Origin of the sequence: Propionicimonas sp. (assembly GCF_034927565.1) — a bacterium.
In the GTDB taxonomy this organism is placed as follows: Bacteria; Actinomycetota; Actinomycetes; order Propionibacteriales; family Propionibacteriaceae; genus Propionicimonas.
This window is the reverse complement of record NZ_JAYFPT010000067.1, coordinates 1-11858: the sequence shown is the minus strand read 5'-3', so window position 1 is coordinate 11858 and position 11858 is coordinate 1. Positions and strand designations below refer to the sequence as shown.

9 protein-coding genes are annotated in these 11858 nt (G+C 67.8%); 3 read left to right on the top strand and 6 right to left on the bottom strand.

Going from position 1 to position 11858, the window contains the following annotated elements:
* Window positions 1-74: 74 nt before the first annotated feature.
* Complete coding sequence (locus VB080_RS12165; protein ID WP_323418722.1) at window positions 75-1139, bottom strand: iron-siderophore ABC transporter substrate-binding protein; 1065 nt, start codon at window positions 1137-1139, stop codon at window positions 75-77.
* A gap of 232 nt (window positions 1140-1371) precedes the next feature.
* Between VB080_RS12165 and map the strand changes: the two genes are divergently transcribed.
* From map to VB080_RS12150, 3 genes are all read left to right on the top strand, one after another.
* On the top strand, window positions 1372-2808 hold the full coding sequence (gene map / locus VB080_RS12160; protein WP_323418721.1) for a type I methionyl aminopeptidase: 1437 nt from the start codon (window positions 1372-1374) through the stop codon (window positions 2806-2808).
* 362 nt (window positions 2809-3170) lie between these two features.
* Window positions 3171-3644 (top strand): DUF4395 domain-containing protein, encoded by a 474-nt coding sequence (locus tag VB080_RS12155; protein WP_323418720.1) that lies wholly within the window; start codon window positions 3171-3173, stop codon window positions 3642-3644.
* Between the two features lie 11 nt (window positions 3645-3655).
* Window positions 3656-4075, top strand: coding sequence for a thioredoxin family protein (locus tag VB080_RS12150; protein WP_323418719.1), 420 nt, complete (start codon window positions 3656-3658; stop codon window positions 4073-4075).
* 282 nt (window positions 4076-4357) lie between these two features.
* Here VB080_RS12150 and VB080_RS12145 read toward each other — a convergent pair whose 3' ends face one another.
* The 5 genes from VB080_RS12145 to VB080_RS12125 all read right to left on the bottom strand — a co-directional run bounded on the left by VB080_RS12145 (window position 4358) and on the right by VB080_RS12125 (window position 11835).
* The gene (locus VB080_RS12145) at window positions 4358-4594 is read right to left on the bottom strand and encodes a hypothetical protein (protein ID WP_323418718.1); all 237 of its coding nucleotides are present in this window, start codon (window positions 4592-4594) and stop codon (window positions 4358-4360) included.
* Window positions 4595-4673: 79 nt separating this feature from the next.
* On the bottom strand, window positions 4674-7283 hold the full coding sequence (locus VB080_RS12140; RefSeq protein WP_323418717.1) for an alpha-L-rhamnosidase: 2610 nt from the start codon (window positions 7281-7283) through the stop codon (window positions 4674-4676).
* A gap of 150 nt (window positions 7284-7433) precedes the next feature.
* On the bottom strand, window positions 7434-10070 hold the full coding sequence (locus tag VB080_RS12135; RefSeq protein ID WP_323418716.1) for a glycosyl hydrolase family 65 protein: 2637 nt from the start codon (window positions 10068-10070) through the stop codon (window positions 7434-7436).
* Entirely contained in the window at window positions 10070-10894 is an 825-nt protein-coding gene (locus VB080_RS12130) for a carbohydrate ABC transporter permease (RefSeq protein ID WP_323418715.1), read from the bottom strand. The genes VB080_RS12135 and VB080_RS12130 overlap by 1 nt, the downstream gene beginning before the upstream one ends.
* A gap of 2 nt (window positions 10895-10896) precedes the next feature.
* Window positions 10897-11835, bottom strand: a complete 939-nt coding sequence (locus VB080_RS12125; RefSeq protein WP_323418714.1) for a sugar ABC transporter permease — start codon at window positions 11833-11835, stop codon at window positions 10897-10899.
* Window positions 11836-11858: the final 23 nt, after the last annotated feature.

Below are 11858 nucleotides of genomic sequence, written 5' to 3'. Positions count from 1 at the left end.
GTGCGCCCTCGGGTCGGGCGCCGCACGGCGGCGACGCCCGACCCGAGGGCTTCTGAGACTGCGGTCACGTCCTCCTACTTGGACTTCTCCGCGGCGGTCACCAACTGGCCGACGTACCAGTCCAGCAGATAGGGCAACTGCAGCGGGGTCGGGTTGGCGGCGGTGGCGTTCGCGCTGGCGCCGTCCAGCAGGACGACCGCGTCGTTCTTGATCGCGGGCATCAGGCCCAGCAGCGGATCGGCCTTGAGGGTGTCGATCATGGCCTGGTCGCCGTAGGTGACGATCAGGTCGACGTCGTTGAAGGTGTCGGCGTTCTCGGCACTGACCTGCCCGGCGAACGGGTTGGCCGGATCGGGTTGGAAGGCGGCGATGCTGGCCGGGGTCTTCATCCCCAGATCGGTGAAGAACTGCACCCGGGTGTCGGCGGGGGTGTAGAAGTTCACCACCGACAGGTCGGTGACGTCGACGTGGGTGAGGAACATCACCGAGGTCTGCGCCAGCACCGGATTGGCGTCAGCAGCGGCCCTGATCTTGCCCTCCAGTTCGGTGATCAGTGCGTTGCCCTCGTCAGCCATCCCCATGCCGGTGGAGTTCAGCGTGATCATCTCGCGCCAGGATGTCGTCCACGGAGTCGCGGGGAATGCCACCGTCGGGGCGATCTTGGTGAGGGTGTCGTAGTCCTCCTGGGTGAGCCCGGAGTAGGCGGCCAGGATCACGTCCGGCTTGGTGTCGGCGACCGCCTCGAAGTCGATGCCGTCGCTCTCGTCGAACAGCACCGGGGTGGCGGCGCCCAGTTCGTCCAGTTTGTCCTTCACCCAGGGCAGCAGGCCGTCCCCGTCCGGGTCGGCGAAGTTCGCTGCCGCCATGCCGACCGGCACCACGCCGAGTGACAGCGGCACCTCGTGGTTGGCCCAGGCGACCGTGGCGACCCGCTCCGGCTTGGCCGCGATCGTGGTCTCGCCGAAGGCGTGTTCGATGGTGATCGGATAGGCCTGCGAGGACGGTGTCACGCTGGTGGCAGCGGTGCTGGGCGCTGCCGAGCTCGCGGCCGGACTGGCCGGGGCACCGGACGAGCAGGCGGTCAGGAGGGTGGCTGCGACAACTGCCGCCAGCGCACCGGGAATGCGGGGCATCCTCATCGGACGTCCTTTCGAGGGTTCGGTCAAGGAACCTGAATCAGGTTTGGTTAGGCTTGCCTAAGTTTCACTGTAGCTCAAATACATCACTGCGTAGTGACGTATTACCGTGAGTGACGGGCCGCAGTTCGGCAACGCGGGACGCCCCGTGCCCGTCCCGCCGCACGCCGTCATCGCGGGCAAGCCGTGGGATGGTTCGGCGGTGAGGGTAGGTTGGCCGCCGGGAGGACAGCACATGATCGAGATCCTGAACCCGGCCGGAGTGGCACGAGCGCGCGTCAGCGGCGCTCTGGTGGGCGACATCCTCCAGACGATCAGGAGTCGTGCCACCGTCGGCACGAACCTGCTGGAGATCGACGAGTGGACCAGGAGCCTGATCGTCGCCGCCGGGGCGGAGTCCTGCTACGTCGACTACGCGCCGTCCTTCGGGCGTGGGCCGTTCGGGCACTACATCTGCACGGCGGTCAACGACGCCGTTCTCCACGGCAAACCCCGGGACTACGCCCTGGCCGACGGCGACCTGCTGACCCTCGACCTGGCGGTGGTGAAGGACGGCGTCGCCGCCGACGCGGCGATCAGCTTCCTTGTGGGTGACGCCCGGCCGCCGCAGGGAGTCGCGCTGATCGCCGCCACCGAGCGCGCCCTGGCCGCCGGTATCGCTGCCGCCCGGCCCGGGGCACGGATCGGAGATATCTCCGCCGCGATCGGCGCCGTCCTGACCGAGGCGGGGTATCCGGTCAACCTCCAGTTCGGCGGCCACGGCATCGGCTCGACCATGCATCAGGATCCGCACGTCCCGAACGCCGGCCACCCGGGTCGCGGCTATCGACTGCGTCCGGGACTGCTGCTCGCGCTGGAGCCCTGGGTGATGGCCGACACCGCCGAGTTGGTGGTGGACGACGACGGCTGGACGCTGCGCAGCGCGACCGGCTGCCGGACCGCGCACACCGAGCACACCATCGCCATCACCGCCGACGGGGCCGAGATCCTGACCCTGCCCACGAGCCAGCCCGGGGCCGCCGACTCCCACTGGCCCGAGGTTGCCACCCCGCAGTTCTGGGAGGAGCGCTACGCCATCACCGACCGGATCTGGTCGGGACGGGTCAACCGGGTGCTCGCCGATATCGCCACCGAACTGGCGCCGGGGACCGCCCTCGACCTGGGCTGCGGCGAGGGAGCAGACGTCCTGTGGCTGGCCGACCACGGCTGGCAGGCCACTGGCGTCGACGTCTCGGAGACCGCCATCGCCCGCGCCACCGAGGCGGCCCAGACGGCCGGTCTTGCCGACCGCGTCCGCTTCCTGGCAGCCGACGCCTCCACTCTCGCCAGCCCCGGACGGTTCGACCTGGTGACCGCGAGCTTCCTGCACTCCTCCGCCGGCGCTCCCCGGTCGGTGATCCTGCGCCGGGTGGCGGACTGGGTGGCACCGGGTGGCCACCTGCTGATCACCTCGCACGCGGCGCCACCGCCCTGGGCCGCCGGCCACGCCCACGACCATCACTTTCCGACCCCTGCTGAGGAGCTTGCCGCCCTCGACCTCCAGCCGGGCGACTGGCAGCTGGTGGTCGCGGAATCCCGGACACGCGCGACGGCCTCCCCCGACGGCGAACCTGCCACCCTGGAGGACAGCGTCGTGCTGCTGCGGCGGAACCGTCCCGGCGCCGCCTTCTGAGCCCTGCTTCGCACGTGCGTGGAGCCGCTCCCGGCCACGCCGTGGCCCATCCTGCGGGGTGGTCGGCGAGCATGTCCCGGACCGGGATCCTGCGACCGGCACACGGTCGCGATGCCCGGTAGATGAAACCCGCCGTCCTGAGCCCTGGGACGACCGTGCTAGCCTCATGCCATGCAGCAGGCCCCGACCACCGCCATCGCGGTTCGGCGCGCCTGCCTGTGCCGGTGTTGTTGTCGTTGACCTCCCGTCCGACAACTCCACCAGGAGCCGGCCCTCACCAGCGGTGAACCGGACCGGCCCACCCGCCACAGCACCAGCCGACCGCAGTGTCGGCGCATCAGCGCTTCCCTCAAGGACTCACCATGCCCACCTCGCCATCTCCCAGCCCTGCTGCCACCGGAATCGACCCGCGCGGACCGCGCTTCGGCGCGGCCATCACTGTCGTCCTGCTGGTGGCAGCCCTCATCCTCGGCCCCACTCCGGCCGGGCTCGCCGTGCTCGCCGTCCAACTGCTGGCCTTCGCCGCCGGCGCCCTGCTCGGGCTGGCCTACCAGCCGTGGGGTGTGCTCTACCGTCGCCTCGTCCGGCCCCGCCTGCAACCACCTACCGAACTTGAGGAGGAGGCGCCGCCCCGGTTCGCCCAGCTGGTCGGGCTGATCTTCGCCGCCGTCGGCTTCGTCGGCGGACTGCTGACAGCACCGGTCGTGTTCTACGTGGCGCTGGGGTTCGCCTTGATCGCGGCCTTCCTGAACGCGGTCTTCGACTTCTGCCTGGGCTGCGAGCTGTACCTGCTTGGCCGCCGGCTGCGTGCCCGGTTCCAGCCCACCACCACCTGAAAGGCCTCACCGTGACGGGTCTGATCGTCGCGCTGGTCGCAGTGGCAGTAGCGGCCGCCTTCGGGCTCTACCGTCGGATCACCGACGGACGGGCGCGCCCCGTTCGGGAGGACGTCCCCCGGCTCCACCCCTCCCACCTCGGACGAGAACTGGGGACGGAAGCGACCCTCGTCCAGTTCTCCTCGCCAGTCTGCGCCCCCTGCCGCACCACCCACACCCTGCTGGCGAGCCTGGCGGCGGAGGATCCCGGCCTGGTGCACATCGACCTCGACGCCACCGAACACCTTGGGCTGACCGAGCGGTTCGGCATCCTGCGCACCCCGACCGTCCTCGTCCTGGACCCGGGCGGTGCCGTCCGGGAACGGATCACTGGCGCGCCGCGCAGGCCCGAGGTGCTCCGCGTCCTGGCCGCACTCCAACCGTCCGCCTGACCCGCCCGGCAACCCGAAGAATCCGGCCCGGACGATCCGACGGGAACGTGGAGGGCCCTCCTCGCCATCCCCGACGCTGTCCACCGACACGGCGAGGCCGGACGCTGGACCAGTTCCGCGGGAGCGGGGAACCCGCCGGCGGTCAACCTGCCCGAAGGCGCGCGAAGAGACGGGGCATCGGGATTCGGCACCGGCGGTCGCGGCCAGTGACGCGATTCTGCGTCTCGATGATGCCGAACCTCGGAATGCGCGGTCGCGCGGGCATCGAGACGCAGAATCACGTCACTGGGCGTACCAGGCCGTGACCACCGCCACCGCGAGCAGGCCACCACCGGCAGCCAGGAGACGGCGCGCGAGGCGGCGTCGGGGACCCTGCCCCTCCGACCGCCCTGCCGCCTGTGGCTGCGCACGGCCCAGCGCGCGCAGCACACCCGTGGAGCCGACCAGCATGCCCGAGCCAACTGTCAGCAGTGCCAGCGCCACCAGGAAGGCCAGGTCAGAGATCGTCCGGGCGGTCACCGCGATGCCCCGGAGCCGACGGCTGCTATCACCGCTCCTCCACGGCCACCAGGAATCCGGGACATCTGCTTCCAGCCTCCTACCCGGCGGCACTCGTGACGGGATCCGCACCCGCCTCCGCCAGCCCACCGACTCCGATGGCTGGCGGCAGCAGGAACTCGTGCTGCCCGGACACCAGTCTGGGCGTGCCGCTCAGAAAGCCTGCCACAGCCGAGGTGCCCGGTGGAATCTCGACCTGAACCCGAACCGACTTCTCCTCCCGCTGCCAGGCAACCCGAATGCGACCGCGGGGTGCCTCGTACTCGGCACGCACGAAGTCAAGTCGAGGGTCGAAGCGCGGCGCCAGGACGAGGTCCTCGAAGCCGACGCCGCCAGCGGTCTGTGCTACGCCTCCGACCGTGCTGTACAACCATTCTCCGACCGAGCCGAGTGAGTAGTGATTGAAGGAGTTCATCGATGCCGCCTGGAAACCGGCATCTTCGGTCCAAGCATCCCAACGCTCCCAGATGGTCGTGGCACCGTGGCGAATCGAGTAGCCCCACGACGGATACTCGGTCTGGAAGAGCAGGTCGAAGGCAAGCGGAGTCTCACCGATCCCCGTGAGCACCGGGCACAGCAGGCCGACGCCGAGGAATCCTGTGCTGAGCCGGCTGCCGTTGGCCCTGATCAACTCAGCCAGACGGGCACTGAAATCGGGATGGAACTCACGGGGAACCAACTCCCAGGCGAGCGCGAACAGATAGCCGGTCTGGGTCTCGGGGGCGAGTCGGCGTTCGTGGACGAACTCCTCGACGAAGGCGGTCCGCACTTGGGAGGCGAGTTCTGCATACCCTGCCGCATCGTCGTGCCTGCCCAATGCCTCAGCCGCCCGACTGACCAGGTCGGCACTGCGAGCACGATAGGCGGTGGCAACCAACACCGACGGGGTCTCCTCACCGACGGCCAGCCAGTCGCCGTAGTTGTTGCCCAGCGCGTTGCACCACAATCCGCCCGGGTTTCGGCTGGTGACATAGTCGACCCAGGCCTTCATGGACGAGTATTGCCGAGCGAGCAACTCCCGATTGCCGTAGGTCCGGTAGAGGTGCCAGGGGATGACCACGGCGGCGTCCCCCCAGCCCGGTGCTCCGTAGTCGAAGATCTCTGCTGGGGGCGGCAGCGGGACGACGTCCGGCACCGAGCCGTTGGGAAGCTGGTTGTCGCGCAGGTCGAGCAGCCACCGATCGAAGAAGGCTTCGACGTCCGACAGATAAGTAGCGGTGGGAACAAAGACCTGAGCGTCGGCGGTCCAGCCCAACCGCTCGTCCCGCTGGGGACAGTCGGTCGGGACGGAGAGGAAGTTGCCGCGCTGACTCCAGCGGATGTTCGACAGCAGTTGTTGGACCAGCGGCGATGAGGTCTCCAGACTGCCGGCGTTCGGGAGTCTGGAACTGACGACAACGCCGTCAATGCTGACGACCCTGGCCTCCACTGGCACGCCGGTGACCTCGGCGTAGCGAAAACCGTGGAAGGTGAACCAGGGCTCGAACCGGACCGATTCCTGGTCCGGGATGACGGTATCGATGGCTTCCGCCGAGCGTAGGTTCTCGGTGGAGAGCTCACCTTGGTCAAGCACCTCTCCATGACGAATGCGGATCGCGAGGTGCGGTTGGATCCCCTCCAGCTGAAGAGCGACGTGACCGACCATGTTCTGGCCGAAGTCGACCAGGATGCGTCGGGTATCCCTCGAAATCACGGTCCCGGGCAACCTCTGCACAACGCCGACAGGCTCGTCGCGTTGGCCGACCAAGGTTCGGGTGGCTGTGTCGTAGACCGCACAGGGGCGCCAGCCTGCGGCCGTTGCGCCGGCAGTGCACCAGTCACTGTCGAGCAGAGTGAGATCGTGCGCTTCTCCCATGAGCAGGTCGCTGTAGACGATCTCGCCAGGGCGCTCCTCCCAACTGCCGTCCGTCCCGAGGATTGCCCGACTGCCGTCGTCGTGGTCCAGGACCAGTTGGGCGAAGGCGTGGGGACGACTGCCATAGTGATTGGCGTGGCGACGGACGTCGTAGCCCACGCAGCCCGCCCACCAGCCGTCGCCGACGACCATTCCGATCATGTTCTCGCCGGCGGTGACCAGCCCTGTGACGTCATGGATCTGGTACTGGACACGCTCGCGATAGTCGGTCCAGCCGGGTGCGAGTTCGTCATCGCCCACCCGGACGCCGTTGACGAAGGCGCGGTACACGCCGTGGGCCGTGACAACAAGCCGGGCACGGACGACGTGCCCCTCGCAGCGGAACCGGCGCCGGACGCGCAGTGCGGCTTCTGCCATCTGCATGCTCTGGGGCCGCTCGAAGTGGATGCCCGGCGGGAACATGCCGGTGATGTGCTCGCGACTGCGTCCAATCCAGGTCGCCTGCCAGTCGGGCACGGCCAGCGCCCCGGTCTCGAACGACGAGCGGGCGAGGGACTGGCCGCCCAACTTCCAGCGGATCTGCAGCGTCCAGGTGTAGCTGGTGAAGGCGACCAGGGGATCACCCTCGTAGCGGACCCGCACGCGGTTGGAGTCGACCCAGCCGCTGTCCCACACCGCCGCGGCTTCGTCACCGGCAGGGGTGAGGCGGTGGACGATGATCCGGTAGCTGGTCTGGTCATCACCGTGGCCACTGGACCGCAGCCGCCAGCTGAACAGTGGCGTGGGGCTGTCCACCTCTCGCGGATGAGACCGCAGATTGGTGCGGAGGTTGTAGATGGCTAGTCGGGTGAGCAAAAGAAGTCCTCGGGATCGGCGCAGTGGTGGGCCCGGTCCGTCCAGGCCCACCACCTGAGAGTCAGCTGATAGCTGCGAAGGCCTGGATCTTCATCGCGTTCCTTTCCTGGTCGAGAGAGGGTGGAGCGCGAGTCGGTCAGCGGCTTGGCAAAGAACGGCGGCACAACCGGGATCGACCCGACAGGTCAGCACGGAGGTCGGCGTCGTCACCGTCAGCGATTCGTGGTCGGCGACGATCCGCAGACGCACGCCGCGCCAGATCACATTGGCGATCCCGAAACGGTCGAGTACCCGGGGCAGGTTGGGCCGCAGCACGAGCCCGTCCGGTCGTGGGTCGAGACCGAGGAACGCCGGGAGCGCGGCAAAGGGGACCAGTCCGCTCTCGGGGAAGGGGTTGTCCACCCCGACCTGGCCGGGAAGCGCGGCCTGGGGAATCTCGCCGTGCCAGAGCGGGCCTCCGCCACACAGCAGATCAGGTTCGCCGGCCCTGTCGAGTACCTCAATGAGGCGCTGCCAGGCGAGGTCCGGTGAGACCCGGGCGCGGGCTTCGATGTCGAAGCCGGAGATGTAGAGCGAGGTGCCGCCGTCCTGGACCTGGTCGCCGTAGCTGGTCTCAACCCCCGACCAGCCGAAGGTGTACCAGAAGTCGTTGCGTCGGGTGGTGGCCCGGGGCGCGAACCGCCACGCGCTGTAGATGTCACGCGCGCCCGGATGGTGCCCGGACACGGCGGCGAGACTGAGCGCGATGCCGTCATCGTTGCTGCCGCGCTGCCACCCCAGCCCGGCCGCGTCAGCAGTCAGGCGCAGTCGATAGTCCCCGGGAGGCTGGTCGCCGACATCCAGGCTCGCCCATCCGCGGTCCCACCAGCGCTCAAACCGCCGCCGGGCGAGTTCGGTGCCGTCCCTGGAGAGGAGCGTCATGGTGAATCCCACCGCCGGATCAGTCGCGGTCACGAGCGCGGCAACCGACCGGAAGCCGGCAGCGGTGAACTCCTGCTCGGCCGGTACACCAGACCCCAGCCGAACGCTGTCACCGGAGGGGGAGGCGAGCACCACGCGGTCGGTGAGCTCGGAGTTACCGGTGTCGAGCCAGTTGAGAACTCTGCGGGCTTGTTCGTCGGTTCCCAGGCCCAGGGCGAGTGCCTCAAGGTTGAGGTAGGTGGCTCCGTAGTCGTGGACGGTGCCGGCGACGTCGATGTTCTGGACGAATCGGCCGTCGGTGTCGTTCCAGAACTCGGTCTCGAAGGTCCGCTTGACCCGCTCGGCAAGACCCGCCAGGTCGACGGCTCGTTCGTCTTCCCCGCAGTGCCGTTCCAACCGCGCCAACTGGATAAGGGCTTCATACAGCAGCACGTTGGCGTAGGCGTCCTTGTGACCACCGGGGACGATGTCCCAGTAGTGGGAACCGAGCGAGCCGGCCTGGCCGTCCTGGTCGGGGATGCTATTGACCAGCAGCCCGTACTCGCGGACACCGTAGCTGTCGATGATGTGCGTCATCGCACGACGGGCGCGCGGCAGTTGGGTAGCGAGCCAGTCGTCATCGCCGGTCCAGGAGTAGTGCGTGACCATGCCCGCCACGTAGCTGAGGCTGGCCGAGGGATGGCGAGTGTCGTAGCGAGTGGGATCGGGGAAAGGCCAGCCTTCACAGTCTGTGCGGGTCCACAGCCAACCAGCCTCGTCCTGCGGTGTCTCAGCGAGGTCGACGGCCTGGCTGGCGGCACCGTCGGTGTCCGTCCAGGACAGCACCCGGGTCATCCAGTGACGCCATCCGACGGCGCTGGCGGTGTAGTCACGGAAAGGCCAGCTGAGCGCGCGTTCCCAATAGAACCGGGTGAGACGTTCAGCCAACTCCCAGTCGGATGCCTCGAACCGGGGAAGCCGCTGGGTCAGGTCGTCCCGTTGGACGGTGGTGGAGAAGTCGATGACGCCGTCGGATGCCCGGGCCGTGACGGTCATGGTGTCGATGAACATCTGTCCGGTCAGGCTGAGGCCAGCAGTCGAGCGCACCACGAATCCAGTCGGACCGGACAAAAAAGCGACCTCGGTGTCGTCGATGGAGAACGGCCAGGTTGGCGTGCGCTTGAACTCCTGGGCGGGAACGTAGCGTCCGCCACAGCTGATCACGGTGTCAAAACCGACTCCGTCGGACGCCGACACCGAGTAGCCGTCGTACCGCCACGGAAGCTCGAAGCCGATGACTGCGTCGGTGGCGCCGTGGACTCGTAGTCCGTCATCGGTGGCGAGCAGTTCGAGCGGGAGGTACTCGACGGTCTCGGCCTGCCAAGCGATCGAGTTGTCGTCCGCCCCCTCCGGGGCAGCGGGAGCCGCGGTACCGCAGACCACCGTGACCCTCAACTCGTAGCATCCGGCCGATGGCAGAGCAGGACACAGTTCATACCAGACCTGGTCGATGGCCGGATGGAGGTGTTCGCTGGCAACGACCGTGTCCTCGCCGTCCCCGGTCCGGACGAGCGCAAGGACTACCTCCGTTGCGGTGCTCCCGAAGGTGTGCAGCCGGACTCGCACCACCGAGAGCGGGTGATCGAGGTCGAACTCGACGGCGCGGGTTTGTCCGGGCGACATGGGCGCCGAGGGTTGCCGGACGGAGCCCGCCCCGACGGTGTGAAGCCTCGCAGCCCAGAGTCGGCGGACAGGGAAGCGGCTCGGATCCAGCGCCCGGCCGGCGACGGTGAGCAGGTCATCGCGGACAACCGGCGTGATGGTCATCAGACGCGTCCCTTCATGGCAACGGCGCCTTCCACGAAGGTCCGGTTGGCGAAGATGAACAGCAACAACAGCGGGATCGCCGCGATGGCGTAACCGGCCATCAGCGGCCCCCAGGCGGTGTAGTACGAGTCGCGGAACCGCAGCAAGCCGAGCGCCAGCGGAAACAGGCCCTTGTCATTGAGGGTGACCAGGGGCCAGATGACGTCGTTCCAGGTGCCGAGCACGTTGAACAGGGCGACCACCGCCAGGATCGGCTTCGACATCGGAACGGCCATCGTGAGGAACACCCGGAACTCGCCGGCCCCGTCCAGCCGGGCAGCCTCGAACACCTCTGAGGGCAGGGACTCAAAAAAGGCCCGGATCAGGAAGACGGCGGTGACCTGGCCGAGCGCGACCCAGGGCAGGACGAGTGCCCACCACGAGTTGAGGAGCTTCAGGTCCCGCACCACCTCGAACTGGGGGATCAGGGTGAGCACGCTCGGAATCATGATCAGACCGATGAAGGCGTAGAACAACGTCTTGCGGCCCGGGAAGTCAAAACGGGCGAACACATAGGCACTGAGCGCGCCGATGAAGGTGACCAGCACAGCTGTGACCGCGCTCAGCACGATGCTGTTCAGCAGATACCGCCACATCACCCGGAAGGCTGTGGCGTAGTTCTCCCAGTGGAACGGAAAGGTGAGTCCGTACGGATTGACGGCGTACTGGCTGGTGTCCTTCACTGAGATCACAAGCATCAACAGCGTCGGCACGATCATCAGGAACAGCACGACCACCAGTACCGTGTGGCGGCCGAGGTCGCCGATCAGGCGAGTGCGCTTCATGACTATCGCTGGTTCCTCAGGATCGTGTTGAACAGGGCGGTCAGGACAAGGATCAGGATGAAGAGGGTGACGCCGATGGCGCTGGCATAGCCGAGTTGGCCGAGCATGAACGCCGCACGGTAGAGGTACAGGCCCGGGACCATCGTGGCGTTTGCTGGTCCGCCCTGGGTCAGGACGAGCGGCGCAACGAAAGCCTGCGTCCCACCGATCACGGACAGGATGAAGTTGAGCCGTATCTGGCCGTTGAGCAGCGGGCGATCGAGATGCCAGAAGCGGCGGAATCCCGCGATGCCGTCCACCGCACCGGCGTCGAAGACCTCCTTCTCGATGTCTTTCAGCCCGGCGAGGTAGATCAGCACGGCGAGTCCGCTCACCCACGGGAACCCGGTGAAGATGACCGCCCACAGGGCCGTGGAGATGTTGCCCAGCCAGGACGTCTGCAGATGACCGAGCCCAATCGCACCGAGAAGGCTGTTGAGCATGCCGGAGTCGCCGTCGTAGATGAACTGCCAGATCAACAGCGTGACCACACCTGGCACGATCACCGGCCACATCACCAGCACCCGGTAGACGCTCTTGGCTCGCTCGGAGGCGAGCCAGAAGATCGTCTCGGCGATGAAGAGCGGGATCACCGTCGACAGCAGCGCGGTCACGAGGGTGAAGATCGCCATGTTCGCCACGGCCTGGTGGAACACCGGATCGCCGGCGAGTCTGGCGAAGTTCTCCAGGCCGACGAAGTTGCCCATCCGGCCGTAGCTGCCGTCGAAGAGGGCGTTCACGACCGCTTTGCCGGCCGGGTAGTAGGCGAAGACGGCAACCAGAACCAGGCTCGGCGCCAGCAGGACGTACAGGCCGGAGTTCCTCCGCCACGCCCGGCGGCGCTGGTGGTGCGACGCGTCCCCGGGTCGCACCACCCCGCCGACCGGTGTGACTGTTGGCATGCGAGCTGTCCCCCGCCGGTGGT

Bases quoted from the DNA above. Each gene is read 5' to 3' on its own strand.
- VB080_RS12125 (WP_323418714.1), bottom strand. From the start codon at position 11,835: ATGCCAACAGTCACACCGGTCGGCGGGGTGGTGCGACCCGGGGACGCG.
- VB080_RS12135 (WP_323418716.1), bottom strand. From the start codon at position 10,070: ATGACCATCACGCCGGTTGTCCGCGATGACCTGCTCACCGTCGCCGGC.
- VB080_RS12130 (WP_323418715.1), bottom strand. From the start codon at position 10,894: ATGAAGCGCACTCGCCTGATCGGCGACCTCGGCCGCCACACGGTACTG.
- VB080_RS12155 (WP_323418720.1), top strand. From the start codon at position 3,171: ATGCCCACCTCGCCATCTCCCAGCCCTGCTGCCACCGGAATCGACCCG.
- map (WP_323418721.1), top strand. From the start codon at position 1,372: ATGATCGAGATCCTGAACCCGGCCGGAGTGGCACGAGCGCGCGTCAGC.
- VB080_RS12165 (WP_323418722.1), bottom strand. From the start codon at position 1,139: ATGAGGATGCCCCGCATTCCCGGTGCGCTGGCGGCAGTTGTCGCAGCC.